Origin of the sequence: Streptomyces toyocaensis, from assembly GCF_000725125.1 — a bacterium.
GTDB classification, from domain to species: domain Bacteria; phylum Actinomycetota; class Actinomycetes; order Streptomycetales; family Streptomycetaceae; genus Streptomyces; species Streptomyces toyocaensis.
Window position 1 is genome coordinate 158,645 of the sequence record NZ_JFCB01000003.1, and the last position, 26,346, is coordinate 184,990.

The 26,346-nt window shown below is 74.1% G+C and carries 23 protein-coding genes and 1 riboswitch; of the genes, 12 read left to right on the forward strand and 11 right to left on the reverse strand.

What is annotated here, in order from left to right:
- Nucleotides 1–65: 65 nt before the first annotated feature.
- Nucleotides 66–1,007: a M56 family metallopeptidase gene (locus tag BU52_RS06070; protein ID WP_037929365.1), complete on the reverse strand. Its 942-nt coding sequence runs from the start codon at nucleotides 1,005–1,007 to the stop codon at nucleotides 66–68.
- Nucleotides 1,008–1,163: 156 nt separating this feature from the next.
- Nucleotides 1,164–2,378, reverse strand: coding sequence for a fumarylacetoacetase (gene fahA, locus BU52_RS06075; RefSeq protein WP_037929368.1), 1,215 nt, complete (start codon nucleotides 2,376–2,378; stop codon nucleotides 1,164–1,166).
- 293 nt (nucleotides 2,379–2,671) lie between these two features.
- On the opposite strand from fahA, the gene BU52_RS06080 reads away from it, so the two are divergent.
- From BU52_RS06080 to BU52_RS06100, 5 genes are all read left to right on the forward strand, one after another.
- Nucleotides 2,672–3,934 (forward strand): DegT/DnrJ/EryC1/StrS family aminotransferase, encoded by a 1,263-nt coding sequence (locus tag BU52_RS06080; RefSeq protein WP_078903136.1) that lies wholly within the window; start codon nucleotides 2,672–2,674, stop codon nucleotides 3,932–3,934.
- On the forward strand, nucleotides 3,927–6,488 hold the full coding sequence (locus BU52_RS06085) for a lipopolysaccharide biosynthesis protein (RefSeq protein ID WP_235216266.1): 2,562 nt from the start codon (nucleotides 3,927–3,929) through the stop codon (nucleotides 6,486–6,488). The genes BU52_RS06080 and BU52_RS06085 overlap by 8 nt, the downstream gene beginning before the upstream one ends.
- 193 nt (nucleotides 6,489–6,681) lie before the next feature.
- On the forward strand, nucleotides 6,682–8,559 hold the full coding sequence (locus tag BU52_RS06090) for a glycosyltransferase (RefSeq protein ID WP_235216267.1): 1,878 nt from the start codon (nucleotides 6,682–6,684) through the stop codon (nucleotides 8,557–8,559).
- A complete protein-coding gene (locus tag BU52_RS06095) occupies nucleotides 8,556–8,996 on the forward strand; it encodes a hypothetical protein (protein ID WP_037929374.1) in 441 nt (146 codons plus the stop codon). Before BU52_RS06090 ends, BU52_RS06095 begins: the two co-directional genes overlap by 4 nt.
- Nucleotides 8,997–9,064: 68 nt before the next feature.
- Entirely contained in the window at nucleotides 9,065–10,150 is a 1,086-nt protein-coding gene (locus tag BU52_RS06100; protein ID WP_235216268.1) for a glycosyl hydrolase, read from the forward strand.
- Nucleotides 10,151–10,207: 57 nt separating this feature from the next.
- Here the strand turns inward: BU52_RS06100 and BU52_RS06105 are convergent, their stop codons facing one another.
- From BU52_RS06105 to BU52_RS06115, 3 genes are read right to left on the reverse strand one after another with little or no spacing between them, the layout of a single operon-like run.
- Nucleotides 10,208–11,020, reverse strand: a complete 813-nt coding sequence (locus BU52_RS06105) for a polysaccharide deacetylase family protein (RefSeq protein WP_235216269.1) — start codon at nucleotides 11,018–11,020, stop codon at nucleotides 10,208–10,210.
- Nucleotides 11,017–12,447 (reverse strand): glycosyltransferase, encoded by a 1,431-nt coding sequence (locus tag BU52_RS06110; RefSeq protein ID WP_037929381.1) that lies wholly within the window; start codon nucleotides 12,445–12,447, stop codon nucleotides 11,017–11,019. The genes BU52_RS06105 and BU52_RS06110 overlap by 4 nt, the downstream gene beginning before the upstream one ends.
- Before the next feature lie 20 nt (nucleotides 12,448–12,467).
- Nucleotides 12,468–13,553 carry a GNAT family N-acetyltransferase gene (locus BU52_RS06115; protein WP_037929383.1) on the reverse strand — a complete coding sequence of 362 codons (1,086 nt, stop codon included), beginning with the start codon at nucleotides 13,551–13,553 and terminating at the stop codon, nucleotides 12,468–12,470.
- Between the two features lie 206 nt (nucleotides 13,554–13,759).
- Here BU52_RS06115 and BU52_RS06120 point away from each other — a divergent pair, with 206 nt between their 5' ends.
- Nucleotides 13,760–14,632, forward strand: coding sequence for a Cof-type HAD-IIB family hydrolase (locus BU52_RS06120; protein WP_037929385.1), 873 nt, complete (start codon nucleotides 13,760–13,762; stop codon nucleotides 14,630–14,632).
- Here the strand turns inward: BU52_RS06120 and BU52_RS06125 are convergent.
- Nucleotides 14,596–15,084, reverse strand: coding sequence for a transglycosylase SLT domain-containing protein (locus BU52_RS06125; protein ID WP_037929386.1), 489 nt, complete (start codon nucleotides 15,082–15,084; stop codon nucleotides 14,596–14,598). The genes BU52_RS06120 and BU52_RS06125 overlap by 37 nt on opposite strands.
- Before the next feature lie 3 nt (nucleotides 15,085–15,087).
- A riboswitch (cyclic di-AMP (ydaO/yuaA leader) is annotated at nucleotides 15,088–15,261 on the reverse strand.
- Between the two features lie 525 nt (nucleotides 15,262–15,786).
- On the opposite strand from BU52_RS06125, the gene BU52_RS06130 reads away from it, so the two are divergent.
- The 4 genes from BU52_RS06130 (at nucleotide 15,787) to BU52_RS06145 (ending at nucleotide 20,134) form a co-directional block, all read left to right on the forward strand.
- Nucleotides 15,787–16,797: a polyprenyl synthetase family protein gene (locus tag BU52_RS06130; protein WP_037929389.1), complete on the forward strand. Its 1,011-nt coding sequence runs from the start codon at nucleotides 15,787–15,789 to the stop codon at nucleotides 16,795–16,797.
- A 245-nt stretch (nucleotides 16,798–17,042) separates the two neighbouring features.
- The gene (locus tag BU52_RS06135; RefSeq protein WP_037929392.1) at nucleotides 17,043–18,263 is read left to right on the forward strand and encodes a LolA family protein; all 1,221 of its coding nucleotides are present in this window, start codon (nucleotides 17,043–17,045) and stop codon (nucleotides 18,261–18,263) included.
- 40 nt (nucleotides 18,264–18,303) lie between these two features.
- The gene (locus BU52_RS06140) at nucleotides 18,304–19,278 is read left to right on the forward strand and encodes an ABC transporter ATP-binding protein (RefSeq protein WP_037929395.1); all 975 of its coding nucleotides are present in this window, start codon (nucleotides 18,304–18,306) and stop codon (nucleotides 19,276–19,278) included.
- On the forward strand, nucleotides 19,265–20,134 hold the full coding sequence (locus tag BU52_RS06145) for an ABC transporter permease (RefSeq protein ID WP_037929397.1): 870 nt from the start codon (nucleotides 19,265–19,267) through the stop codon (nucleotides 20,132–20,134). The genes BU52_RS06140 and BU52_RS06145 overlap by 14 nt, the downstream gene beginning before the upstream one ends.
- On the opposite strand, the gene BU52_RS06150 is transcribed toward BU52_RS06145, so the two are convergent.
- The 3 genes from BU52_RS06150 to BU52_RS06160 form a co-directional block, all read right to left on the reverse strand.
- Nucleotides 20,124–20,747 (reverse strand): flavodoxin family protein, encoded by a 624-nt coding sequence (locus BU52_RS06150; RefSeq protein ID WP_051857993.1) that lies wholly within the window; start codon nucleotides 20,745–20,747, stop codon nucleotides 20,124–20,126. The genes BU52_RS06145 and BU52_RS06150 overlap by 11 nt on opposite strands.
- Before the next feature lie 81 nt (nucleotides 20,748–20,828).
- Complete coding sequence (locus tag BU52_RS06155) at nucleotides 20,829–21,971, reverse strand: amidase (RefSeq protein ID WP_037929752.1); 1,143 nt, start codon at nucleotides 21,969–21,971, stop codon at nucleotides 20,829–20,831.
- Nucleotides 21,968–22,480: a DUF6668 family protein gene (locus BU52_RS06160; RefSeq protein ID WP_037929398.1), complete on the reverse strand. Its 513-nt coding sequence runs from the start codon at nucleotides 22,478–22,480 to the stop codon at nucleotides 21,968–21,970. The genes BU52_RS06155 and BU52_RS06160 overlap by 4 nt, the downstream gene beginning before the upstream one ends.
- A gap of 169 nt (nucleotides 22,481–22,649) precedes the next feature.
- Here BU52_RS06160 and BU52_RS06165 point away from each other — a divergent pair, with 169 nt between their 5' ends.
- Nucleotides 22,650–23,882 carry a hypothetical protein gene (locus BU52_RS06165; RefSeq protein ID WP_037929403.1) on the forward strand — a complete coding sequence of 411 codons (1,233 nt, stop codon included), beginning with the start codon at nucleotides 22,650–22,652 and terminating at the stop codon, nucleotides 23,880–23,882.
- Between the two features lie 33 nt (nucleotides 23,883–23,915).
- Here the strand turns inward: BU52_RS06165 and BU52_RS06170 are convergent, their stop codons facing one another.
- Both BU52_RS06170 and rarD read right to left on the reverse strand, forming a co-directional pair.
- Nucleotides 23,916–24,389: a VOC family protein gene (locus BU52_RS06170; protein ID WP_037929405.1), complete on the reverse strand. Its 474-nt coding sequence runs from the start codon at nucleotides 24,387–24,389 to the stop codon at nucleotides 23,916–23,918.
- Between the two features lie 82 nt (nucleotides 24,390–24,471).
- On the reverse strand, nucleotides 24,472–25,506 hold the full coding sequence (rarD, locus tag BU52_RS06175) for an EamA family transporter RarD (protein ID WP_037929408.1): 1,035 nt from the start codon (nucleotides 25,504–25,506) through the stop codon (nucleotides 24,472–24,474).
- 240 nt (nucleotides 25,507–25,746) lie between these two features.
- On the opposite strand from rarD, the gene BU52_RS06180 reads away from it, so the two are divergent.
- A complete protein-coding gene (locus tag BU52_RS06180) occupies nucleotides 25,747–26,334 on the forward strand; it encodes a M23 family metallopeptidase (RefSeq protein WP_200881158.1) in 588 nt (195 codons plus the stop codon).
- Nucleotides 26,335–26,346: the final 12 nt, after the last annotated feature.

The window sequence follows — 26,346 nt, forward strand, 5'->3', positions numbered from 1 at the left end:
CCCCCATCGCCCCAGCGGCACGACTGCCCGCAGCCATGCCGGTTCATCGGCATGACTGCCCGCCTCTACGTCAGGGCGGCGGTCAGGCCCGGGGCGAAGGTGATCAACAGGGGGACGAGGGGCACCAGGGCCGCCGCGGCCGTCGTCAGGGCGCGGTGGCGGCGGTCGAGGCGGGGCGGGGGCTCCAGGAGGCGGTCGACGCGTTCGCCGAGCAGGCGGTGGCTGGACGCGCAGGACAGCACGCCGCGGTGCTGGTTGAGCTCGATCAGCGCGAGCGCCGTGGTCAGGTGGCCGCAGCGGCGGGAGGCCGTGTCGTCGGCGGACAGCTCGACCAGCCGATGGGTCTGGTCGCAGAAGTGGGCGAACAGCGGGATCCGCGGGAAGCCGGTGGCCAGGGCCGTCGACAGATGCAGCAGCCAGTCGTGGCGGGCGCGGGCGTGGCCGCGCTCGTGGGTCAGGACGGCGTCGAGCTGGTGGTCGGTGAGGCGCCGCAGGGCCCCGGTCGTGACGATCAGCTGAGGCGGGCTGCCCGGCATCCACCAGGCGTCGGGGTACTCGTCCTCCAGGACCAGCAGGGGACCGCGCGCCGCGGGGAGCCCCGCGGGCAGGTCCGGGGCGCGTTCCCGCAGGTGTGCCCGGGCCCGGGTGCGCCGGCGGCGGGCCTCGACCAGCTCCCGCCCCAGCATGGCCGTCGTCCAGGCCGCCCCGCAGGCCAGCAGCACGGTGAGGACGGTCGTCCAGGGGGAGGCGGCGGACAGGTCGTACGCGGCGGTCACCGCGGGCGGGGCCGGGGCGAAGAGCTGGGCGCGCACGGTGCCGAAGACGGCCGCGGTGCTCAGCGCGAGAGCCGTCAGACAGCACAGCAGGACGGTGGCGACCAGGCACTGCCAGACCCACAGGGCGACGACCGGTTCCCGTTCCGGCCACTTCGCCCGGGTCAGGGCCCGGGGGACGGGCACGGCGGCCGTCACGGCGACAACGCTCAGCAGGAGCAGGCAGACGGTCATGCCACGGGCTCCGGATCCTGTCGGAAGGGGCGGCTCGGGGGCGTGCGGGTCGTACGGGGGCGCGGCACGGAAACGCGCACACCGCCCGACACCGATTATGACGGCGAAGGGCGGTGTGGGTCAGGGGTCGGAGAGGATCGGGAAGGGTCACATGGGTCAGGGCGCGGGGACCACCCGTCCCGACACCTCGCCGAGGCCCACGCGCACGCCGTCCGGGCCCGGCGCCCAGGCCGACAGCGTCACCACGTCGCCGTCCTCGAGGAACGTCCGCTTCCCGTCGGGCAGTTCGAGGGGGTCGCGGCCGTTCCAGGTCAGTTCGAGCAGCGAGCCGCGCTCCCTTTCCGTCGGGCCGCTCACCGTGCCGGAACCGTACAGGTCACCGGTGCGCAGGGAGGCGCCGTTGACGGTCATGTGGGCGAGCTGCTGGGCGGCCGTCCAGTACATGGTGGAGAAGGGCGGTTCGGAGACGACGTGGCCGTTGATCGCGACGGTGATCCGCAGGTCGTAGCCGCCGGGTTCCTCGTCGGCGTCGTCCAGGTAGGGCAGCAGTTCGTGGGTGCGTTCCGGCGGCGCGACGCGCGCCGCGTCCAGGGCGTCCAGCGGGGTGATCCAGGCCGACACCGAGGTGGTGAAGGACTTGCCGAGGAACGGGCCGAGGGGGACGTACTCCCAGGCCTGGACGTCGCGGGCGGACCAGTCGTTGAGGAGGCAGAGGCCGAAGACGTGGTCGCGGTAGTCGCCGAGCGGTACCGGCCGGCCCAGTTCGGACGGCGCACCGACCACGAAACCGACCTCGGCCTCGATGTCGAGCCGGACGGACGGCCCGAAGACGGGAGCGGCGTCGGTGGGTGCCTTGCGCTGGCCGGAGGGGCGCACGACGTCGGTGCCGGACACCACGACCGTGCCGGAGCGGCCGTGGTAGCCGATCGGCAGGTGCTTCCAGTTGGGGGTCAGGGAGTCGGCGGCGTCGGGCCGGAAGATCCGGCCGACGTTCCGGGCGTGGTTCTCGGAGGCGTAGAAGTCGACGTAGTCCGCCACCTCGAAGGGGAGGTGCAGGGTCACCTCGGACAGCGGGTGGAACAGCGGCTCGACGGTCTCCCGGTGGGCGGGGACGGTCACCCAGGCCGTGAGCGCCCGCCGCACGTCCGACCAGGCCGTGCGGCCCGCGGCCAGCAGCGGGTTCAGCGTCGGCCGGGCGAGCAGGGAGGCGTACGGGGAGCCCAGGGCGTGTGCCGCGGCGCCGGCGTCGAGGACGTGGTCGCCGAGCCGGACGCCGACGGTCCGCTCCGACGAGCCGGGGGGCGAGAACACGCCGTACGGCAGGTTGTGCGGGCCGAAGGGATCGCCCTCGGGGACGTCGAAGGGGGGCATCGGGTGCTGCCTCGCTTTCGTGTGCGCAGGTGCGCCACGTGTCCGTGGCCGTGCCACACGTTACGGGTGACACGGCGGTCTTGTGCAGAGCGGCCGTGGTGGTGTGGCGGCGGAAGGGCCCGTGGGTGGGGAGCATGCGGGCACAAGGGCGCCATCCACCGCTTCCCCCCGCGTACCGGAAGTTATCCACAGGACGGATCGCAATCTTGACGGAGCGGTGCGAACGGGGCGACTCTGGGCGGGTGCCGGGAGGCCTCGGGGAGGGGGCGTTCCGATGGCACACAGGGGGGCGGATGGCCATTGGGGAGGCCGGCCCGCGCTCGGCGCGCTCGGGGTCGCGGCCGGAACGGCTGGAAGAGACCATGCGTGCCCGGCTCGGCCGGGAATGTGTGTACGTGCCGTCATGCAGGCTGGGGCTGTACGTGGCACTGCGCCACTGGTGCCCGCCGGGCGGCCGGGTGCTGATGTCGCCGGTCACCGACGACGTCATCTTCTTCGTGGTGCTGGCGGCGGGACTGCGGCCGGTGCAGGCACCGCTGAACGCGTTCGACGCGTCGATCGACGTCGACGCCGTGCCCGAGGAGACCTGGGGCTCGCTTGCCGCCGTACTGACCTCGAACCTGTACGGCAATCCGGACCCGGCGCCGCGACTGCGGGACCGCTGCGACGCGTTGGGCATCCCGCTGTTCGAGGACGCGGCGCACGCGATCGGCAGCGAGGTCGGCGGGCGGCCGGTCGGGGCGTGGGGCGAGGCCTCCGTCTTCAGCCTGTCCAAGCACGTCGGCGCCCAGGCCGGCGGGTTCCTGTCGGTCGCCGACCCGGAAGAGGGCGACGCGCTGCGGCGGGCCTGTGACGCACTGCTCGACCCGTGCCGGACGGCGTCCGAACTCGCCTACGCCGTACGGCCGTACGCGGAGGCCGCGGTGAGGGGGCTGGGGCTGCGGCGGGCCGCCTGGGCGGCCCTGGGGCTGCTGGGCCTGGCGGAGCGCGACGGGATCAGGATGCCGTTGCGACCGGAGGAGCTGGCCCGTGCCGCGGGCGCGGCCCCGGACCTGGCCGCGCACGACCCCTGGGTCCGCGTCGACATGCACACCTACTGTCTGCGGTCCGGCCCGGTGCGGCTGCGGCGGATCCGGCACCGGCTCGGACGGCTGAACGACGTGCTGGAGGCGTCCCGGGAGGGCACCGGGCTGCTGCTGTCGACGCGCTGGGCCCGGCCGCGCGCGGGGGACGGCGGGACGCAACCGCTGTTCCGGGTCCCGCTGTTCGTGGCGGACCGGGACGCGGCGATCGCGGCACTCGCGCGGCGCGGGATCGTCGTGGGCTACCTCTACGACCCGCCCCTCGACGACTACGCGGGACAGGACTTCACGGACCTCTCGCCCGCACCCGGGGCGGCCCGCTGGTTCGCGCGGCACGCGCTGCCGGTGGACCCGCTGCGGGCCCGGGAGGCCGTCGAAGCGCTGGAGCGGTCCGGTGCGCGGCCGGCCGGACCGCCGGCGGACCCGGCCCGGCCGGGGACGGCGGCCGACGGGCTGGAGCCGTCCCGTGACTGACCTCCAGGTGCACGAGCCGGCCAGGCCCCGCGCCGGCGGGCGGCCCCCGCCCGCCGAGGACCGGTCCGGCCCGGACTCCCTGTTCAAGAACGCCTACTTCCTGATGCTCAGTACGGGCGTGTCGGCCGTTCTCGGGCTGGGGTTCTGGCTCGTCGCCGCCCGCTACTACTCCGAGGACGCGGTCGGACAGGGCTCCGCCGCCATCGCCGCGATGCGGCTGCTCGCCGGCATCACCGCGACCACGATGATCGGCGCCGTGGTCCGCTTCGTACCGCGCGCGGGCCGCGCGACCGGACGTCTGGTGTGGGGGGTGTACGGGGCGAGTTCGGTGGTGGTCGCCCTGGCCGCGGGCGTCTTCCTGCTCACCCTCGACCAGTGGGGCGCCTCCTACGAACCCCTCGGCACGCCGGCGGCCGGGGCGCTGTTCGTGGCGGCGTGCGTGGCGTGGGCGCTGCTCACGCTGCAGGACGGGGTGCTCACCGGGCTGCGCAAGGCCGAGTGGGTGCCGGCCGGCAACGCGGTGTTCTCCGTCGGGAAGCTCGCCCTGCTGGCCGTCTTCGCGAGCGCCCTGCCCGTGCTGGGCATCTTCGTGTCCTGGGCCGTGGCCATCGCGTTCTCCACGCTGCCGCTCGGCTGGCTGATCTTCCGCAGGCTCATCCCGCGACAGGCCGCCGCCGACCGGGGCATGGAGCCGCCCGGCCTGCGCGCCATGGGCCGCTTCCTGGCCGGGGACGCGCTCGGCGCGCTGTTCAGCCTGGCCATGATCAATCTGCTGCCCGTGATGGTCGCGGTCCGCTTCAGCGCCGCCGAGAACGGCTACTTCTACGTGGCGTACACCGTCGGCGGCACGATGGAGTTCATGGCCATCAACATGGCCTCCTCGCTCACCGCCCACGCCTCGCACGACCCGCGCCGGCTCGCCGACGGGGTGCGCGGGGCGCTGCGCCGGATGGCGCTGCTGCTGGTGCCGGTCGTCGCCGTGCTGGTCGCGTTCGCGCCCTGGATCCTCACGCCGTTCAGCGCGGACTACGCCGAGCAGGGCTCGACCGTGCTGCGGCTGCTCGCCCTCGGGGCGCTGCCCCGGGTGGTCGTGGAGCTGTACATCGGGGTACTGCGGGTGCAGGGCCGCACGGGTGTGCTCGCCGGGCTCCAGGGGGCGATGTGCGCGCTGGTGCTGGGCAGCGCTGCCGTGCTGTTCATCCCCGCGGGGATCGCGGGGGCCGGGTGGGCGGTGCTGATCAGTATGACGCTGATCGCAGTCGTCTCGGTGTTCGGGCTGCGTTCGGCGCTGCGCGAGCGGACCGGCGGGCCCGTGGAGCGGCCCTCCGACGACCCCGGCTACGGCACGCGCTGGGCCCGGCTGAACGCCACCACCGGGTACGGCACGGCCTGGGCGCGCCGGGCGGCGTACGAGGACCGGGACGCGGAGGGGTCCGGCGAGGACACGGTCACCCTGTTCATCGGCCGCCCCGGGTACGAACGGGAGGCCCTGCGGGTGGACGCGCCGGCGTTCCTCGTGCGCCCGCCCGGTGCGGACACGGCGCACCCGTCCGCGGCCGGGCCTGACGAGGGGCGCGAGGATCGCTGGCGGCGCGAGGGCGTCGCACCGGAAGCCCCAAGGGCGGAAGCCCCAGGGGCGGAAGTACCGGAGACGGAAGTCCCGGAGGGGGAGGCCCGAGAGCCGGGAACACCCGCGCCGGAGCCGCTGGACGAGCCCCGTGACGGGCACGCGCCCCGCGACCGCCGCCGCCCGCCCGGTGCTCCCGGCCCGGACGTCCCCCCGGCCACCCGGGAACACCGGCGAGGACCCGGGGAGGCCTCCGAGCCACCCCCCGCCCCGCCGCGACCGTCCAAGGACGCAGACGCAGACACGGACGCAGACACGGACGACAGGCGTCTGAGCGGCATCCTCTGGGCGCTGCTCGCACTCGCCACCCTCGGTTTCTGGGCGTCCGTGCGCGGACTGCCCCGGCTCGGCGGGTCCCTGGACGACGGGCTCACCGGGCGTGCGCTGCTGGAGGGACTGCCGCTCACGGCGCTCGCGGCCGGGGGCGCGCTGATCCTCGTCCTCGTCGCCTCGGTGACCCTGCGCACGCGTCCCGACGGCCGGCTTACCGGCACCGCGCTGGCGTCCGTCCTGACCGCCCTGCACGCCGCACCCGTCGCGCTCGGCCGGCAACCGGAGCCGGTGGACGGGGCGTTGTACGCGCGGACGGCCGGTTTCCTCGCGGAGACGCTGGGCCTCGACGGGCCCGGTGCGCTGCTGCGCTGGGCGCCGCCGGTCTGCCAGTTGCTGTGCCTCGTACCACTGTCCTCGCTGCTCGCGGCCGTGGGCGGGCGCCTGTCCCGGCCGGGGCGCTGGGGGGTGCTGTATCTCGTCGCGGTGGGCGGCTGGGTGTGGCGGGACACCCTGGCGCCGGTGGCGCCGCCGTTGCTCGTCCTTCTCGTCGTCCTCCACACAGTCGTCGTACTCGTCCCGCACCTGCCGTCGCGCCGCGCCCTGCCGCCGAGGGCGCCGCACCGCGGTGGGCCGGACGGCCGTTCCAGGGACTGATCACGCTTCGAAGCCGAACCGCCAGGGGGGAACCACCGTGCGTCCGCCAACCACTCCGCGCGAGAGATCCGCGCCCGAACCGGCGCCGGAGAGCACCCCGGCGCCGGCCACCCACGGCGAAGCGGCACCGGACCGCGCGTCCGGGCCGCGGGCCCCGTCCTCCTCGGAGCCGTCGAGTCCCGCCCACGAGCCCGTGACGGACCTCTCCGACCTGCCGCCCGTCCGGCCCGGCCGGCACGGTCCCGCCGCGCTCCTGCCCGGCCTGCCGCTGCTCACCGCGCTCGCCCTGTGGGTGTACGCGGTGCGGCACACGGATGTGTCGCGGCTCGACGACTTCGGTCTCGTCACCGCCCTCCACCCTGCCTTCTGGGCCGGCCTGGCCGTGCTCACCGCCGGCTTCTGGGTCACGGTCCGCGATCCTCGGCGGCCGGGCGGCTGGGCGGCGGCGTACGTGCTCGGGCTGCTGGTGATGGAGCGGGCCACCCAGGCCGTGCTCTACCCCACCCCGCTGTACGCCTGGGCGTGGAAGCACGACGGTGTCGTCGACCACCTGCTGACAGCCGGCGGACTGCAGACCGCCGACCAGGTCGGCGACATGGCCGTCTACGACCAGTGGCCCGGCTTCTTCGCCGCCCAGGCGGCGCTGGTGCGACTGCTGGGCGTGGAGTCCACGGCCATGTACATGGCCTGGTGGCCGCTGGTGTCCAGCCTGTTGCTGCTCCTCCCGCTGCTGCTGGTCTACCGCACCTTCACCGAGGACCGGCGACTCGTCTGGACCGGCGTCTGGCTCTTCTACGTCGCCAACTGGGTGGGCCAGGACTACTTCTCCCCCCAGTCCGTGGCCTTCGCGCTGCACCTCGGTGTGCTGGCCGTCGTCCTGCGCCGGTACGGCCGGTCCGGCGGGGCGGGCGGGCGGCAGGGGCAGGCCGTCTGGACGGTCGTGCTCAGCGCGCTGGTCGTGGCGATCGTCATCTCGCACCAGCTCACACCGGCCATGCTGGCCGTCTCCCTGCTCGCCCTGTGCCTGGCCCGCCGCTACCGCGGCTGGATCCCGCCGGTCACCACCGCCGTGATCTTCCTGGCCTGGTGCCTGACGGCCGCGCTGCCGTTCCTCTCCGCGGCGTTGCCGGACATGGTCCGGTCCGTGGGCGATATCGGCGGCAACGTCGCCACCGGATACGGCGCCACCCCGACCGGTACCGGAGCGGTGGCGACCTCCTGGGCGGCACGGCTGCTGTCGGGCGCGGTGCTGCTGCTGGCGGTCGCCGGGGTGTGGCGGCAGCGGGTGCTGCGGCACCGGGCGATGCCGCTGCTGCTGATCACGGCGGCCCCGCTGCCGATGTTCGTGGCCGGCAGCTACGGGAGCGAAATGATCTTCCGGGTGCTGATGTTCATGCTGCCCGGCGCCGCCTTCTTCGCCGCCGCCGCACTGCTGCCCCGGGTGCGCACCCTCGGTGCCGAGGCCGGGGACGGCACCCGCACCCCGGCACCCGCGCGGGGCGGCCTGAGGCGCGGCGCCGGCACGGGGGGCCCGCTGCTCGTGCTTCTCGCCGTGACCCTGGCCTTCGTCCCGAGCTACTCGGGCAAGGACCGGATCAACTACTTCCCGCCGGAGGAGGTGGCCCTGGTCCAGCGGCTCTTCGACGAGGCGCCCGAGGGGTCGACGGTCGTCGCCGCCAACCGCAACTACCCGCTCGCGTACGCGTCGTACGGGACCGTCGGCCACTACTGGTTCCTGGAGGACGACCGGCGGCACGTCGACGAGATCGTGCGGCGCCCGGCCGCCACCCTCGCCCGCGACATGGCCGGGGTGGGGAGCCCCGGCCGGGCCTACTTCCTGCTCACCCGGGGGCAGTTCGCCAACTCGGAGATGAACGGGCAGCTCACCGGCGAGCAGCTGGACCGGATCCGGGAGTCCGTCGCCGCCTCGCCGCGGTTCCGGCTCGTGGCGGAGAACGGCGCGGGCGCGGTCTACGAACTGAGGCCCGAACGGCCGGGAGGCGCTCAGGGCACGGGAGGCGCTCAGGGCACGGAAGGCGCTCAGGGCACGGAAGGGGGTGCGGAGCGATGACGCCGCAGGACCTCGTGGTGCGGATGCTCCCGCCGTTCGGCGGCTGGCTGGCCCTGGCCGCCCTCGCCCTGCCCGGCGGATCACCGCTGCGCGGAGCGGCGGTCGCCGTGTTCCTGGCGGCCGGCCCCGGCGCGGCACTGGTCGGCCTCTGCGGACCGGCACTGCGCGCACGGCCCGCACAAGGGCCCGTGGAGTCGCACGGCGCCGCCTTCGCCCGCCGCTCCGACCTGCTGGAACGGATCATGCTGGCCGTGTTCCTCAGCGTCGGCGCGGTGATGACCGTCGCCACCGTGCTGATCGCCACCCACACCTTCAGCGCGCAGCGGGTGCTGCTCGTCCTGACCCTGCTGACCACGCTCGCCGCGTTCTGCCCGCGGCTGCGCTCCTCACCGCCCGCGCGGGGGACTTCGACGACACGGAAGGGTTCCGCTCTGTGAGGTTCGTCCGTCCCTTTCGCCGCGACGGCGCCCCGCCCGCACCCGACGCCCGGCACCGCGGGCTCCGGGTGCCACGCGCGCGCGGGCCGGTGTCGCGGCGCCGCAGGCTGCTGCTGACGTCCGCCACGGTCGTCGGCGCGGTCCTCGTCGCCGTACTCGCCCTGACGAACGCGTCCGGGCCCCCGGGCTCCGGACCGGGCCCCTCCGCGACGGGCGGGGAATGCCGGCCCACCGACCTCCTCGAACCACCCTGCGGTGCCTGGTTCGGCGCGTTCGTGCCGCACGGCCGGGACGACCTGGAGGACCGGGTGCTGGCCTACGAGAAGCGCGTGGGCCGCAGGCTCGACATCGTCTACACGTACCACGACATGTCGCTGCCCGAAGGTACCCGCAGGGAAGGGCAGTTGCTCACCCCCGAGGAGCAACGCGTGGGCGAGGACCGCATGCTGCTGCTGTCCTGGGAGAGCAAGTGGTGGGGCGGTACGGAGGGGCAGCAGCCGACGTGGAAGGAGATCGCCGCCGGTGAGCTGGACGAGTCCGTCATCGACGTCCAGGCCCGGCGGATCAAGGACTACGGCGAGCGCACCGGGAAGAAGGTGTTCCTCTCCTTCGACCTGGAGATGGACACCCGCACTCCGGACAACGGCACTCCCGCCGAGTACGTGAAGGCGTACCGGCACATCCACGACCGGTTCGAGCGGCTGGGCGCCGACAACGTGGTGTGGACCTGGATCGTCACCGGGTACCTGAACCACGCCGGCCTGTTCGAGCGGATGTACCCGGGGGACGGGTACGTCGACTGGATCGGCTACAACCAGTACAACTACTACCGGTGCCACGAAACGGACTGGCTGACCTTCGCCCGGACCCAGCGGGCCACCCACGCGTGGATACGGAAGAACATCTCCGGCGACAAGCCGCTGATGCTCTCCGAGTTCGGCACGGCGGCCGACCCGTCCCGCCCCGAGCGGCAGGCCGAGTGGTACGCGCAGGTGCCGCGGGTGCTGAAGGACCTGGACGGCGTCAAGGCCGCCCTGCAGTGGAACCACCGGGACCCGGGGCCGCACTGCGACCTCGCCCTGGCCGACGACGCGGCGTGGAGGAGCCTGCGCGAGGCGGTGGCCGACCCGTACCTGAACCAGCCACTGGGGTGAGCCGCCGGGCGCCCCGGGCGCTCAGCCCGCTCAGCCCGCCCAGTCCGCCCAGTCCGCTCAGCCCGCGAACTCCGGACCGCGGAGCATCGCCCGGCCGCGCCGGTACCAGCGCCAGGCGATGGTCTGCGGGCCGTCCCGGTACGGGGCGATCCGCGCACCGCCGCCCGCCAGCCACGCCTCGACGTCGGCGAGGGTGTGGCCGCGGCGGACGATCAGGCGCGCGATGCGGTGGCGCTCGTCCCGGTCCGAGCTGAGCGCGTGCCGCACGGCGGTGGCCGTCTCGTAGCCGGCCCGGGCGGCCGCCGCCCGCACCCGCGGGCTGTTGTAGCCGTGCGGATAGGCGAGGTGGGGGACGGAGTGACCGAGGGTGTCCTCCAGCGCCGCTTTGGAGTCCCGCAGTTCGGCGCGCAGTCGCCGTGCGGTCAGCGTGTCGAGCTGGGCGTGGGTGACCGTGTGGCTGCCGATCTCCAGCCCGGCCTCCTCCAGACGCCGCGCCTCGTCCAGGGTCATCATCGGGGCGGTTGGCAGCAGACTGCGGCCGCCCGGGGTGATGGCGCCGGTGGTGAGGTAGGCGGTGGCGGGCAGCCCACGCCCGGCCAGGACGTCGGCGGTCGGGCCGGGCAGGTCGGCGAAGCCGTCGTCGAAGGTGAGCAGCACCGGCCGGGGCGGCAGCGGTGCCCGCCCCGCGAGACAGTCGGCGAGGGCGCTGATGGTGAGGGGCGTGCGGCCGCTGTCCACGACGGCGTCCAGATGGGCCGCGAAGTCCTTCGGCGTGACGGTGAACTCGGCGATCCACTCCGGCGGGTCGTCCATCACGGCGTGGTAGAGGAACACGGGAACGGCCGGGGTCGCCCCCGGCGCCGGACTCATCGCGTCCCCCTTCCCCCGCCGTTCCGCCACGCCCGCCGCGCCCGCAGATAACCGAGCGGCCCGTGGACCATCCCCGTGCGCTGCAACCGCGACAGCCGGTGCGGCCAGGGATGGGTGCGGGTGTCGTGCCCCCCGGGTGCGCCGCCACCCGCGCCGGTGGCGCGTGCGGCGGTCAGCGCGCGGGCGTGGGCGAGACCGCGCGGCAGCCGGGCGAGGAACGCCGGCAGCAGCGCGGGCCGGTTGACCAGGACCGCGGTGAGGTAGGCGGTGAGGCCGGCGCCGTAGCCGTACGCCTGGGTCTCCAGGTCGGCCCAGGTCCGCCGGTGGTGGTGCCACACCAGCGCGTACGGCGTGTAGTGCAGCCGGTGCCCCTCGGCGAGCACGCGCACGAACCCGTACAGGTCGTCGCCGCCCCGCGCCGGCGTCCCGGCACCGGTGGCCGGGTCGAAACCGCCGACGGCACGCAGCACCCGGGTACGGAAGGCCATGTTGGCGCCGGAGCCGAAGCGGCCCGCGGTGAAGGGGAACAGCGGCTCGTCGCGGGGCGGGTCCCAGGGGTCGTACGTCGTCGGGGTGAAGCCCTTCGCGAACCCGCCGTGGCTCTCCAGCAGGACCTGGGCCGGGGTGCGCAGCCGGGCCGGCAGGATCAGGCCGGTGGCGCAGCCGAGCCGGGGGTCGGCGGCGAACGGCGCGGTCAGTTCGGTGAGCCAGCGGGGATCGGCGATCACGTCGTCGTCGGTGAACGCGACCACCTCGCCCCGGGCCGCCGCGAGTCCCGTGTTGTGCGCGATCGCGAGCCCGGGGACCGGCTCGCACACGTACCGCACGCGCTCGCCGTACGCCCGTTCCACGAGGTCGCGCGTCCCGTCGGTCACGGGCGCGTTGTCGACGACGACGATCTCGAACCGCGGATGGTCCTGCGCGAGGAGCGAGTCCAGAGCCCGGGCGAGCTGCCCGGCCCGCTCCCGCGTGGCCACGACGACCGAGGTGTGGGGCGGCCCGGCGCCGTTCCCCGCGCCGTCCGGGGCCGGCGCCCGCACCGGCACGGCGGCCCCCCGGCCGGCCGCGGCGTCCCGGAGCCGCCCGCTGCCGCCGGCCGCCGACGCCGCGCCGGACGGCGGCCCGGGGAGTGTCCCCTCCGGCGTCTCCCGCGCCGCCGTCGTGAGCCCTCGCCGTGCCGCCCGTGTCAGTGCCGCCCGTGGGTCCGCTCCCTCCGGTACCCGCGTCAGCAGTGTGCCCACCGGCCGTCCCGCCCGTCTGACCAGGAGGAACACCTCGCCGTGGGTCACCGGTGGGCTGCCGGGGCCGGGACGGAGCACGGCCTCGTCCCCGCCCGGGTCCAGCTCCAGCTCGGCGACCTGCACCGCGCCGATGGCCCGGAAGCGCCGTATCTCCTCGCGCGTCCGCGCGCGTGCTCTGCCGGACATACGTCCCCCCTCCCTCCTCCTCACGAGCGGCGCAGCCGTGCCGCGCCCTTCAGGGTCCGCGACGCCAGCGACGCGAGGCGCGGGCGGGAGCGGACGAACGCGTGCGCGCGGCGCGCGGGCTCGCGGCTCAGCCGGTGCAGCGCGGCACCCGCTCCCGGACGGGTCGCCGCACCCTCGTAGACGGCGAGTTCGCCGGTCTTCAGCGCGTCCTTGTACTCGGCCGGACCGCGCCCCATGTCGAGCAGGCCGATGCCCTCGGCGGCCGCCGCCTCGGCCATCCGCAGGTGCAGCACGAGCCCGGGCGAGTACGTCGCGAACTCCGGGTCGTACGCCGGGAACCAGCAGGCCAGGACGGAGGCGGAACGCAGGCCGAAGTGCGCGGCGACGGGGCGGCCGGCGGCGTACAGGACGGAGAGCGTGCCCGTGCACTGGGGTGCCCGGGTCTCGGCGAGCCGGCCCACGAGCCGGGCGATCCACTCCTGCGCGAACCGGTCGCGGCGCCCGGTCCTGCGGTACTGCGCCGACTTCCACGCCATGAGGGCCCGCAGCGCGGCCGGGTCGCGTTCGTCGAAGACGAACCGCACGGGCCCGGCCCGGCGGCCCAGCCTGCGCTCCTTGGCCAGCGTGGTCTTCAGGAACTTCGGCGACTGGGTGCGCAGCACCGACTCGTAGGTCTCGTAGCCCTTCTCCACGTCGATGACGAAGGTGGCGTGCTCCTCGGCCGCGTAGGGCACGAAGAGGTCCTGGCCTGCCTCCAGATTGTCGAAGGCGAAGCTCGACACCGAGCAGGCCCGCAGCAGTTCACCGGTCTCCGGTGCCGCACCGGGGGCCAGCACCGCGCCCTGGCAGTCCGACACCCCGAGCCCGATCGCCCGGCCCTGTCCCGCAACGCCCCGCTCGTAGGGCAGGAAGCCCGCCGGTTCCGCCCCCTCGTACAGCACCGCCACCCGGGCCCGCGTCCGCACCCGGCCCACGGCGGTGGTGAACTCCGGTTCCATGAAAGGGCTGCGGGGAGCGTCCGTCGCGGCGCGCAGTTCCCGCCAGCGCTCCCGTTCCCCCTCGCCGAGTTCCTCCGGCCTCAGCACGCGCACGCGTCCACTGCTCACCTGACCCCCCGATCAAGTCCCCCCTGGACTCCTGGACGGTACCGCCCGGGCCGGGAGGACGGTAGATAGCGGACGATGTTCTTGCCAAACGGTGAAAGAGTCCTCAACCGGTCCGTACCCGGCGATGACGGAAGGAGAACCGCACCGAAAGCGAGCTGAAACGGGCACGGTGAAGCGGACGGCCGCGTGGTCCGTATTCTCTGATCATGCCCGCACCCACCGCTTTTTCGCTCATCGCCACCGACCTGGACGGGACGCTGCTGCGCGGCGACGACACCCTCTCCGACCGGTCCCTCGCCGCGCTCGCGCGAGTGGCGCAGACCGGTGCCCGGCACCTCGTGGTGACGGGGCGTCCCGCCCCCAGAGTGCGGCCGTTCCTGGACGACCTCGGCTGCACGGGGCTCGCGGTGTGCGGACAGGGCGCGCAGGTGTACGACGCCGGCGCGGACCGGCTGCTGTGGTCGGTCACCCTGGACCGGGAGCTGGCGGAGACCGCCCTCGGCAAGATCGAGGCCGAGGTGGGGGAGGTGTACGCCGCGGTCGACCAGGACGGGGTCGACGGGCTGACGCTGATCGAGCCGGGCTACGTGATGCCGCACCCGACGCTCCCCGCCGTGCGGGTGGAGCGGCGGAGCGACCTGTGGGAGCGGCCGATCAGCAAGGTGCTGCTGCGCCACCCGCTCCTGTCCGACGACGCGTTGGCGGCGGCGGCGCGCTCGGTGGTCGGTTCGCTGGCGACGGTCACCATGTCGGGGCCCGGCACCGTGGAGCTCCAGCCGTGCGGGGTGACCAAGGCGACCGGTCTGGCCCTGGCCGCCGAGCACCTGGGGGTGAGCCCGGCCCGGACGATCGCCTTCGGCGACATGCCGAACGACATCCCCATGTTCGACTGGGCGGCGCACGGCGTCGCCATGGCCAACGCGCATCCCGAGCTGAAGGCGGTGGCCGACGAGGTCACCACGTCGAACGAGGACGACGGCGTGGCCGTCGTCCTCGAGCGACTGTTCGGTGGGGTGGCCGTGCTCGGCCGTCAGCGGTCGGCTCAGTACGCGCCGAAGACGTTGTCGATCGAGCCGTAGCGGTCGGCGGCGTAGTTGCAGGCCGCCGTGATGTTCGCGACCGGGTCGAACGGGTCGAAGGCCGTGCCGGGCACGTGGTAGGCCTGGAAGGTCGGGTCGATGACCTGCAGCAGGCCCTTCGACGGGGTGCCCGCGGCGGCGTTGGAGTCCCAGAGGTTGATGGCGGCCGGGTTGCCGGAGGACTCGCGCATGACGTTGCGGTGGATGCCCTCGTAGGAGCCCGGGATGCCGTTCTGCGCCATGACGGCCAGCGACTCGCGGATCCAGCCGTCGAGGTTGTCCGGGTACGCCTCCGTGGCCGTCGTGGGGGCGGCGGTCGTGGCGGGCGTCGTGGTGGCCGCGGAGGCGCCGGTGGCGCCGAACAGCGGAAGGGCGACCACGGCGACGCCGGCGACGGCGAGGGAGCGGGCGAGGCGGCGGCTGCCGAGGCGGCGGAGCTGACCGGAAGGCATGTCTGGGTTCCTCTCCTACGCCTGCGAGGTGAGCTGTCGGGTTCGGGCGGGGAGAGTGCCCGGCCGTGCCCTCGGGTGGACACGGCTTCACCCCGAGCCGTTCCGGTGCGATGCCCGGCCCGGCGACTTACCTGGGTCCCCCGCTCCTGCCGTGCGTGAGTTCGTCGGTGGGTGTGGTGCGGGCGGTGGCAGGATTCGGCGTCCGCCCGGCAGGCCCGGAACGTATGCGAGAGCACATGTCGGGAACAAGTGTGAGCATCACGTAAAGGACTCTTTGATCTTGTAACGGGGGATTTGGGACGCTTGATCCTTTGCGCGCGCCACGAGTCAACTCGGCGCGGGGGAAAGGGGGATCGCCGTCGCCGGGAAGCGGCGGATGCACCGGGTCGCGCGTGACTCACTTCACTGGTCACGGGCCGCGGGAGCAATTGCCGTCAAGCGGAATTCGCTTGTGAAGTGCGGCAAATCGGACGCGGGGCCGGGCAGGATGGTTGGCGGGTCGTCGTGTCCGGGAAGGAGGGGAATGTCCATCGCTGTCAACCGATCAAAAGCACTCCGCTTCCGGTCCCCCGGCGCCCTGCCCGTAACCCCGGGTGCTGGCGGTGATCGAAACGTGACCGGATACGCTGACTTGAGTGATGGCAGCGACCTATCGACATTCCATGTAATCGCCAGTGGACACCAGCAGACAGGAGACCCCTCGTGACCGTCGTCGGGCCGTTCGGGCTGAGCGTGCGGGACCAGGCTCTGGAAGCCGGTGTCCAGGCCGGAATGACGGCTGTCGAGGAAGGGCTGATCGAGGCCACCAAGAGTGAGGTCCCCTTCATCACGGGGGCCGCCCAGCACCTGGTGCGGGCCGGGGGCAAGAGGTTCCGCCCGCTGCTGGTGATGCTCGCCGCCCAGTTCGGTGACCCCTACGCGCCCGGCGTCGTGCCGTCCGCCGTGGTCGTGGAGCTCACCCACCTGGCCACGCTGTACCACGACGACGTGATGGACGAGGCCGAGGTGCGGCGCGGCGTCGACAGCGCCAACGCCCGCTGGGGCAACTCCGTCGCGGTCCTCACCGGCGACTTCCTCTTCGCGCGGGCCTCACACATCCTGGCCGACCTCGGACCCGAGGCGGTGCGGGTACAGGCCGAGGCGTTCGAGCGGCTGGTCACCGGGCAGATCCTGGAGACCGCGGGGCCGCAGGACGGCCGTGACCCGGTCGACCACTACCTGGACGTGCTCGGCGGCAAGACCGGCTCGCTGGTCGCGGTCTCCTGCCGCTTCGGCGCGATGATGTCCGGCGCCGACGAGACCGTGGTGGACGTCCTCACCCAGTACGGCGAACGGCTCGGCGTCGCCTTCCAGCTCGCCGACGATGTCCTGGACATCGCCTCCGACTCCCGCGAGTCCGGCAAGACCCCCGGCACCGACCTGCGCGAGGGCATCGCCACGCTGCCCGTGCTGCGTCTGCGCGAGCGGGCGGCGCGGCTGGGCCTGCCCGAGGACATCGCCCTGTGCGAGCTGCTCGACTCCGACCTCACCGACGACGCCCGGCACGCCGAGGCGCTCCGGCTGCTGCGCGCCCACCCCGCGCTGGAGCAGGCCCGCCGGGACACCGTGCGGTACGCCGAGGAGGCGCGTGCGGCACTGGCCCCGCTGCGGGACTGTGAGGCGAAGGCGGCACTCGTGCAGCTCTGCGACGCGGTGGTGCACCGGGCGGGCTGACCCGCCGGCGGCCCGGGACGTCCGCCCGACCCCTACGGGGAGGGGGAGGAAAACGCCCCCCGTGTCATACCGCAGCAGTACACGGAGTTGCGTCCGGGGTCTGACGTATCCGCCTGCCGGATTTGGTCGGATGGACCACGACGGACAACACCACTTCTCACCGGTTCGGGTGAGAATGGCGGCTCAGGGTGAGACTGGTGCGAGAACACGAGACGGAAGCCGCCGCCGACCACGGAGGGGCACACATGGCACCGTACGAATCCGAGAACACGACGGCCGCGGGGGAGGTCGACGAACCGCGCACGGGGCGGCGCAGGGCCGCCCGGTACGTCGTCCCCGTCACGGTGATGGGACTGGCCGCCGCGACCATCGGGCTCGTCCCCGCGATCGCCGACTCCGGCGACCCCGACCTGCCGGAGATCACCGCCGCGCAGCTCATCGAGAAGATCGCGCAGTCGGACGTCGAGCGGCTGTCCGGCACCGTGAAGATCACCACGGACCTCGGACTGCCGGACCTCGGCGGCCTGGAGGACGCTCTCGCGTCCGGCGCGGCGGGGCAGGGCGAGGACGGCGGCTCCTCGGCCGACCCGTCCGCCAAGCTCACCGAACTGGCGTCCGGCACGCACACGCTGCGGGTCGCGGCCGACGGTCCCGACCGGCAGAAGGTGTCGCTCCTCGAGGACGCCGCCGAGTACAGCCTGATCCACAACGGCAAGGACGTCTGGGGCTACGACAGCAAGTCCAACGAGGTCTACCACGGCACCGTCGACGGCTCCGGCGCGGAGCGGGAGCAGAGGCCCCCGGCCACCCCGAAGGACTTCGCCGAGGAGGCGCTCAAGTCGGTCGACGACACCACGTCCGTGACCGTCGACGGCACCGCCCAGGTGGCCGGCCGGGACGCGTACAAGCTGGTCGTCGAGCCGAAGCAGTCCGGTTCCACGGTCGGCGCGATCAGTATCGCGGTCGACCACGAGACGGGCATGCCGCTGAAGTTCACGCTCACCCCGTCGAGCGGCGGCGCGGCCGTCGTGGACGTCGGCTTCACCGAGGTGAGCTTCGACCGGCCGGCCGCGTCGACATTCGAGTTCACCCCGCCCAAGGGCGCCGAGGTGACCGAGGACGGAGAACTCGACCGGGGCCGCGAGCACCCCGGGAAGCCGGAGAACGCCCCGAAGTCCGAGGAGGACCTGGCCAAGGGCCTCGACGGGCTGAAGATGCTCGGCGAGGGGTGGAACACCGTCGCCACCTTCGACACCGGCGCCGGGGGCGGCCTGCCCACCGGTGACACCGGCGGAGACCTCGGCGGCTTCCTCGGCTCGCTCGGCGACCAGGTCGAGGGCGAGTTCGGCACCGGCACGGTGTTCAGCACCCGCCTGGTCAACGCCCTGTTCACCGAGGACGGCAAGGTCTACGTGGGCACCGTCACCAAGGACGCGCTCGTGAAGGCGGCCGACGCGGGGAAGTAAGGTCACGGAACCGCACGACGTGACAGGGAACGAGGGAGCGATGGGCGAGGCGTCCGCCGGCGAGCCGGACGGGGCACACGCGGGTGACGCGGTCGTCGCCACCCGCGCGCTCACCAAGCGCTACCGCGGCGGGCAGCTCGCCGTCGACGGTCTTCACCTGACCGTCCCGGAGGGCAGCGTCTTCGGCTTCCTCGGCCCCAACGGCTCGGGCAAGACCACCACCATCCGCATGCTGATGGGCCTGATCGAGCCGACCTCCGGCACGGCGCACGTCCTGGGGCGCCCCATGCCCCGCTCGGCGCGCGCCGTGCTGCCCCACGTCGGCGCCCTCATCGAGGGCCCGGCCCTGTACGGCTTCCTCTCCGGCCGGGACAACCTCCTGCGCTACGACGCCGCCGACCCGACCGCCGATCCGCGCACCCGGAGCGCCCGCGTCGCCGCCGCGCTCGACCGGGTGGGCCTCACGGCCGCCGCCGGCAAGAAGGCGAAGGCGTACTCCCTCGGCATGAAGCAGCGCCTCGGTCTCGCGGCCGCCCTGCTCCAGCCGCGCCGGCTGCTCGTCCTGGACGAGCCGACCAACGGCCTCGACCCGCAGGGCATGCGGGAGATCCGCACGCTCATCCGCGCGCTGGCCTCGGACGGCACCACCGTCTTCCTCTCCTCCCACCTGCTCGACGAGATCGAGCAGGTGTGCACGCACGCCGCCGTGATGGCACGGGGCCGGCTGATCACCCAGGGCCCGGTCGCCGAGCTGTCGGCGGGCGCCCGGGGCCGGCTGGTGGTGACCACGCCGGACCCCGCCGACGCGGCCCGGGTCCTGAAGGAACAGGGAGTCGCCGACGTCGTCGTGGCCGACGACCGGGTGACCGGCGAAGCACCCGAGCGCGACCTCGCCGAGGTGAACGCCGCGCTGGTCACCGCAGGGGTCCGGGTCCGCGGCTTCGGGGTCGAACGGGCCTCGCTGGAGGAGGCGTTCGTGGCGCTGACCGGGGAGGGCTTCGATGTCGCGGGCTGAGGCGGAGCGGAGGGTGAGCCCCCTGTGGACCCTCGGCCTGTTCCGCAGCGAGCTGCTCACCACGTTCCGGCGCTGGCGCACCCTCGCCCTGCTGGGGGTGCTGGCGGCCGTGCCGGTCCTGATCGGCGTCGCCGTGAGGATCGAGACCGGTGACGGCTCGTCGGCCGGTGGCGGGGGCGGCGAAGGCCCCGCCTTCATCTCGCAGATCACCAACAACGGACTGTTCCTGGTCTTCACCGGTCTCGCCGCGACCCTGCCGTTCTTCCTTCCCATGGCGATCGGAGTCGTCGCGGGCGACTCCCTCGCCGGCGAGGCGAGCGCCGGCACCCTGCGCTACCTCCTGGTCGCCCCCGCCGGCCGGACCCGCCTGCTGCTCACCAAGTACGCGACGGTCATGGCCTTCTGCCTGGTCGCCACGCTGGTGGTCGCCGTCTCGGCGCTGCTCGTCGGCGCGCTGCTGTTCCCCCTCGGCGATCTCACGACCATCTCGGGCACCCGGATCAGCTTCGGCGAGGGTCTGGTCAGAGCCCTGCTCATCGCCCTGGTCGTCGCCGCGTCCCTGACCGGGGTGGCGGCGCTCGGCCTCTTCGTCTCCACGCTGACCAACAGCGGCATCGCGGCGATGGCGACCACGGTCGGGCTGCTCATCACGGTCCAGATCCTCGACCAGATCCCCCAGCTGCACGCGCTGCACCCCTACCTCTTCCCCCACTACTGGCTGTCCTTCGCCGACCTGATGCGCGAACCGGTGCACTGGGACGACCTGACGAAGAACCTCGGCCTCCAGGCCCTCTACGCGGCGGTGTTCGGCTCCGCGGCCTGGGCGAGGTTCACGTCGAAGGACGTCACCGCGTAGGGAGGCCGGCGACGCGCGGCTCGCCCCGTCGGGGTGTCTCGTACGGGAAGCGGGCGAGCGGCGCCTGCCGGGCGAAGAACGTCTTGGCGCGGGCCAGGGCGTCGGTGTCCTTCAGGACGTCACCCGGCCTGCTGCCGTTGCCGAGCAGCACGCCGCCGAAGCTCATTCCCATGTACGCCGCCGAGTTGTTCAGCGTGCCGACCAGCGGGCCGGCGACGTCCGGCTCCTCGTGCGCGAGCGCGGTGACGCCCCACAGGGTGCGTCCCGCCATCGTCGCCTTGAAGTCCAGCCCCGGCGTGCGCAGCCAGCCCGACCAGTGGTCCAGGTAGCGCTTGGTCTGCGCGGACACCGAGTACCAGTACAGCGGCGAGGCGATCACCACGTCCGTCGCCGCGAGCGTGGCGTCCAGCAGCAGGGCCACGGGGCCCCCGGTGGGGCGCACATGGTCGCTGTCGTGGCGCAGGTCCTCGAAGTCGGGGAGGGGGTGGGCGGTGAGGTCGATCCACTGCTGCTCCACATCGGGCGGCAGTTGTTCGGCGGCCCTGCGGGCCAGCAGTTCGGTGTTCCCGTCGGGGCGGGCGCTGCCCAGGACGAAGAGGAAGCGGCGACTCATGATCATCCCCAAGATGCTCGGCGTACGCCAATTACAGGCATCTGCATCATATGTACATGCAAGTAGTCTGCCAAGGTGCGCTCAGCCGACGGCCCCGCGCCGCTCCGCCTCCCGCGCGACGGCGAGCAGCACCTCCTCCCGCCCGTGCGCCGCCACCACCTGGAGTCCTGCGGGGCAGCCGTCGCCGCCGAACCCGGCCGGCAGGCTCAGCGCGGGGTGACCACTGACGTTGAACGCCCAGGTGAGCGCGGTCGAGTAGACGTCACCGGGGCCGTCGTGGCCGTGCGGGGCCGTGGGCGCCGTGGGAGTCAGCAGCAGGCCGGTGCGGGCGAGGAGGGCGTCCAGACGCCGGTCGTTCCCCGCGCGGACGCGGTGGGCGTCGGACCGGTCGGCGCCGGACGTGCGCAGGGCGAACCAGGCCCGGGCGGGGTCGAGGAGCGACGGCGGCTCCGAGGGACGTACGAGCCGTACGACACCGGCCTCGGCCAGCCGCCCGACCGCCGCACGGGCCAGGGCCACCGGCTCGGGGTCGGGATCGGCGAATCCGAGGTCGGGGGACCAGACGGCGGTGACGGGGAAGGACGGAACCGCCCCGGCGCCGGCGGCCGGCCCCGACACCACCCGCCACCAGGCGGCCGCGTCCGCCGCCGTGCGGGTGAGGACCCCGGGCGCCGCGAGGCCCGTACGGTCGGGCGAGGGCAGACGGCCGCCCGTCACCTTCAGCCCGACGACCCCGCACCACGCCGCCGGGATCCGCACCGAGCCCGCCCCGTCACTGCCCGTCGCCAGCGGTACCAGCCCGGCCGCCACCGCCACCGCCGACCCGGCCGAGGAGCCGCCGGGCGTACGGTCCGCCCGCCACGGGTTGACGGTGCGGCCGCGCGCCCCGAGCCCCCACGTCTGCCAGGGCGTCCCCGGGCCGGGCACGGCGGTGGCGCCCACCGCGACAGCGCCGGCCGCGAGCAGCGGTCCCGCCGCACGCCGCCCGGACCGTCCCTTCACCGCGATCGGCACCCCGGCCAGCGGCAGCCGCTCCCCGGCGTCGACCCGCGCGTCCACGTCCCCCGCCCGCCGCAGCGCCTCCTCGCCCCACACCTCGGTGAACGCGCACAGCACCGGATCCGCCCGTTCGATCCGCTCCAGCGCCTCCGCGGCCACGTCCACGGCCCGCAGCCGCCGCCCGCGTACGGCGGAGGCGATCTCCACGACGCCGTCCCCGCTCAGTGCGGCGCGCCCGTCAGACGGGCCAGCGGCTCCGTCCCGCGGGGCGGCCGGCCGCTCAGGTCGCCCAGCCGCCATTCCGGCACCCACGGCACGCGGTACACGTCGATCACCGACTCGATGTGCCGGACCCGGTGGGCGAGGGGGCGCGGCAGCCGTCCCGGCGCGTCCGCCACCAGGACCACGGCGTCCAGGCCGAGCCCCCGGGGCGCCTCTCCGCGCCGGAACACCTCCGCGGCCGGGAGCACGGCGTCCAGACCGGCCGCGTGGGTCCGGGCGACGAGCAGCACCGACCGCGGATCGGCGGGTCCGGGCCAGACACGTCCGCCGTCATGACCGCCGTAGACCGCGGCGAGCGTCGAGACGCCGGCGCCCCCGTGCAGGCCCACCCAGGAGAAGCGCCGTTCCGGCGACCGTGCGGGGGCGGACCGCGGCGGGGACGCCTCCGCCTCCGGCGCCGCCACCGGCCCCCGGATCCAGATCTCCGGTCCCTCTCGCATGCCTGTCCCCATGCCCCTCTCCTGCTCGCCTCCCCCGGTCCTCATGCCACCGGATGCCACCGGGCGGGCGGGAAACCGGCGTGCCCGGTCGTTGGGACGAGCCTGTGACAACGCGGTGACGTGAGAAGCGCGGGCGAGCGGACAGACTCGACGGTAGGTGTACGACCCGAATGAGGGGACGATGTCTCGACTCAGCCGCGAGAACAAGCGGGAACAGCAGCAGGCCGCGCACGCGGCGGACCTCGCGGCAGCGCCGATCGACGTCCGTGTCCCCGTCGGCGGCGGGGCCGGCACGGTCGGGGCGTCGGTCGGCGGGGTACCGGTGTTCGCGGGGCCGGGCGAGGAGATCCAGCAGGCGGTGCTGAACCGGCTGCACCGCATCGCCCTCGCCTCCGGGCACGCCGTCCTCGCCACCGTGCACGACGAACGCATCGGCTGCGTCGTCCCGCTCCGGGTCGACCCGGACGGCTCCAGCCACTTCACGGGCCGGCCGGCACGGATCCGCCCGGCGCGGGACCGGGAGCCGGCACGGGGGGCCGAGCCGGTGCGGCACGCGGAGTCCGCACCGGGGACGGAGCCGGACGCGGACCGGCCGACGCACCTCCTGCGCCCCGTGCCGGAACCGCAGGCACCGGAGGGTCCGGCTCCGGCACGGGACGCCGCCCCCACCTTCCGGCTGCGGCCGGTCACCGAAGAGGCGGCTGCCCGGGACGCCGTACCGACCTTCGAGCTGCGGGCCCTGCCCGCGTCGGCGGAGACCGCGCCGCCCGGCACGGTCGCGCCCCCGACGGGGGCGTTCGGTCCGCCTCCGCCGATGGACGCGAGGCCGCATGCCGCGGAACCGTCCCCGGCCCCGGAGCCCTTGTTCGACCCCGATCCCAAGCCCACCCCGCCCCGGGGGTTCGACGCCGTGGCGGAGGCGGTGCTCGGTGACGAACCCCTCGCCGCGTCCGGCGGGAACCACCTCGCCGAGCCCATGGCCCGGGTCAACGAGGCCGTCCGGTCCGGCCGGATCGACACGGCCGCCCGCCTGGCCGGGGAGACCCTGACGGAGGCGTCGGCCACCCTGGGGCCGGAGCACCCCGAGGTCCTCCGCCTGCGGGAACTCACCGCGTACATCGCCTACCTGGCCGGTGAGCCGCTGCACGCCTTCCGGCTCTCCCTCGATCTCGCCCTGATCTGCCGCCGCGCGCAGGACACGGAGGCCGCCTACGGCAACGTCCGCAGCGCGGCCACCGCGTGGCGCGCGGTGCGCGACCCGCTGCTCGGACTGGAGCTCGGGCACGAGCTGATCGCGCTGTGGTCCGAGCTCGCCGCGGCGGGCGGCCCCGCCGCCGACGAGATCGAGGAACTGGAGTCCGCGCGCGCCCGCATGGGCCGCCTGACCGAACGGGCCCGCACACGGCAGGCCTGAACGCGTCCCGCGCGGGCGGCCCCCGCCGGGCCCTCAGTGCAGGCAGAACTCGTTGCCTTCCGGGTCGGCCATCACCAGCCACCCCCCGGAAGGCTCCTGCACCCGCCGCAGCACGCGCGCGCCGAGCCCCTCCAGGCGCGCGAGTTCCTCCTCGCGGCGCCCCTCCCCGGGGTGCAGGTCCAGGTGCAGCCGGTTCTTGACCGTCTTCTCCTCCGGTACGCGCTGGAACAGCAGGCGCCGTCCGCGGCCGGTGCCGGTCTCCTCGTCGTACGGGTCGTCGGGATGCCGTACCGCGGCCAGGTCGCGCCAGGCGTGACGGCCGTGGGACTCGACGGTGAGCCCGGCCGGAACGGCTCCCGCGCCGAGCAGCTTCCCGATGAGCGCGCTGTTGTCCTCGACCACGTACCGGAGTGCGGCGGCCCAGAAGTCGGCCTGCGCGTGCGGGTCGGCCGCGTCGACGACGACCTTCCAGTGGACGGGCGTGGCCGGAGTCGGTGTCTGCGTCATGCGGTCAGTTATAGGACCCGGCACTGACACCGGCCGGCGGCTCGGCGTCCGGGCCGTCCGTGTCGTCCGTTCCGTGCGCGGGCTACGGCCTGGTCTCCAGCGCGTCCGCCCCGGACGCGGCGGGCACGCTCCGCGCAGCCGGCACCGCGTCCGCCGTGCCGGCCGGCGCGGGGTGAGCGGCCACCGCGGTCGCCGGCACGTCGAGCCCGCCGGCCAGCAGGCGGGCGGTACGGCGGGCGGAGCGCAGCGCGTCCCAGGTGAGCAGGGTGAGCGCCAGCCACACCAGCGCGAAACCGGCCCAGCGCTCGGGCGGCATGGCCTCCTTGAAGTACAGGACACCGAGCAGGAACTGGAAGACCGGCGCCAGGTACTGCAGCAGTCCCAGCGTCGACAGGGGCACACGGATCGCGGCGGCGCCGAAGCAGACCAGCGGGAGCGCGGTGACCAGTCCGGTCGCGGCGAGCAGCAGCGCGTGCCCCGTGCCCTCGACGGCGAAGGTGGAGTCGCCCCGGGCGCCCAGCCACAGCAGGAAGCCCAGCGCGGGCAGGAACTGGATCGCGGTCTCGGCGGCCAGCGACTCGACGCCGCCGAGGTCGACCTTCTTCTTCACCAGCCCGTACGTGGCGAAGGAGAAGGCGAGACAGAGCGAGATCCACGGCGGCTGGCCGTAGCCGACGGTCAGGACGAGCACCGCTGCGGCGCCGACCCCGACCGCCGCCCACTGGACGGGCCTCAGGCGCTCCTTCAGCAGCAGCACGCCCATCGCGATGGTCACCAGCGGGTTGATGAAGTAGCCCAGGGATGCCTCGACGACGTGCCCGGAGTTCACGGACCAGATGTAGACGCCCCAGTTCACGGTGATGACCGCCGCGGCGACCGTGACCAGCGCCAGCCTGCGCGGTTGCCGCAGCAGCTCGCCGAGCCAGGCCCAGCGGCGTATGACGAGCAGGGCGGCGGCCACGAAGAACAGCGACCAGACCATGCGGTGGGCCAGGATCTCCACCGCCCCCGCGGGCTTGAGCAGCGGCCAGAACAGCGGGACGAGCCCCCACATGCCGTACGCCGCGAAGCCGTTCAGCAGTCCTGTGCGCCGCTCTGCGGCCGACTTCCCGGTCACGGGCCCTCCTTCGTGCCTGACGCGTGCCCTGTATCCGGCGACGCCCGCCGAACGCGCGCGCGACGCCGCGAACGACGGTAACGCCGCACACCCCCGCGTGTCATGCCCGTACCGACATACGGTCATGACGGATCACGTCGCCGCTCCCGTTCCGGAACACCGTGTGCGGCGACTTGTATCCGCTTTGTATGCGCACCTCCTTCAATCGCCCCAGTCACCTCGGCGACCACGGGAGGAACCATGCGCATACGGAAGAGACAGGGCCGTCGGCTGCTCGCGGCACTGTGCGGCCTGGCCGCACTGATGGCGGCCGCCCCGGCCTCGGTCGCGGCGCCGGAGAAGGCCTCGGCCGAGCTCCAGGCCGCATCGACACGCCCCGCGTTCCGCATGCCGTTCGTCTGCGGACAGACCTGGCGCGGCAGCAACTGGCAGGGTCACAGCCCCGCCCACTCCATCGACTGGAACCACTACGACGCGAACGGCACCCCGGACGACCTCGGCCGCCGCGTCCTCGCCAGCGCCGGCGGCACCGTCCTCTCGTCGTACTACGCCACGAGCACCGGCTACGGGAACACCGTCGTCATCGGGCACGGCAACGGCTGGCGGACGCGGTACTCGCACCTGCAGTCCCGTGACGTGCAGGAGGGCGACACCGTCTCGCGCGGTCAGCGCATCGGCACCGTCGGCGCCACGTCCGCGCTCTACGACATCTCGCCGCATCTGCACTACGAGCAGATCCACGACGGCAGTGTCGTCGTCGCCGTCGTGCAGGGCGTCACCTGGTACGACTACCTCACGCGCTACCAGACCAGCACCAACGGCTGCTGAGCCCGGCGCCGC

Bases quoted from the DNA above. Each gene is read 5' to 3' on its own strand.
- BU52_RS06070 (WP_037929365.1), bottom strand. From the start codon at position 1,007: ATGACCGTCTGCCTGCTCCTGCTGAGCGTTGTCGCCGTGACGGCCGCC.
- fahA (WP_037929368.1), bottom strand. From the start codon at position 2,378: ATGCCCCCCTTCGACGTCCCCGAGGGCGATCCCTTCGGCCCGCACAAC.
- BU52_RS06080 (WP_078903136.1), top strand. From the start codon at position 2,672: ATGGCCATTGGGGAGGCCGGCCCGCGCTCGGCGCGCTCGGGGTCGCGG.
- BU52_RS06095 (WP_037929374.1), top strand. From the start codon at position 8,556: ATGACGCCGCAGGACCTCGTGGTGCGGATGCTCCCGCCGTTCGGCGGC.
- BU52_RS06105 (WP_235216269.1), bottom strand. From the start codon at position 11,020: ATGAGTCCGGCGCCGGGGGCGACCCCGGCCGTTCCCGTGTTCCTCTAC.
- BU52_RS06110 (WP_037929381.1), bottom strand. From the start codon at position 12,447: ATGTCCGGCAGAGCACGCGCGCGGACGCGCGAGGAGATACGGCGCTTC.
- BU52_RS06120 (WP_037929385.1), top strand. From the start codon at position 13,760: ATGCCCGCACCCACCGCTTTTTCGCTCATCGCCACCGACCTGGACGGG.
- BU52_RS06125 (WP_037929386.1), bottom strand. From the start codon at position 15,084: ATGCCTTCCGGTCAGCTCCGCCGCCTCGGCAGCCGCCGCCTCGCCCGC.
- BU52_RS06135 (WP_037929392.1), top strand. From the start codon at position 17,043: ATGGCACCGTACGAATCCGAGAACACGACGGCCGCGGGGGAGGTCGAC.
- BU52_RS06140 (WP_037929395.1), top strand. From the start codon at position 18,304: ATGGGCGAGGCGTCCGCCGGCGAGCCGGACGGGGCACACGCGGGTGAC.
- BU52_RS06145 (WP_037929397.1), top strand. From the start codon at position 19,265: ATGTCGCGGGCTGAGGCGGAGCGGAGGGTGAGCCCCCTGTGGACCCTC.
- BU52_RS06150 (WP_051857993.1), bottom strand. From the start codon at position 20,747: ATGAGTCGCCGCTTCCTCTTCGTCCTGGGCAGCGCCCGCCCCGACGGG.
- BU52_RS06160 (WP_037929398.1), bottom strand. From the start codon at position 22,480: ATGGGGACAGGCATGCGAGAGGGACCGGAGATCTGGATCCGGGGGCCG.
- BU52_RS06165 (WP_037929403.1), top strand. From the start codon at position 22,650: ATGTCTCGACTCAGCCGCGAGAACAAGCGGGAACAGCAGCAGGCCGCG.
- BU52_RS06170 (WP_037929405.1), bottom strand. From the start codon at position 24,389: ATGACGCAGACACCGACTCCGGCCACGCCCGTCCACTGGAAGGTCGTC.
- BU52_RS06180 (WP_200881158.1), top strand. From the start codon at position 25,747: ATGCGCATACGGAAGAGACAGGGCCGTCGGCTGCTCGCGGCACTGTGC.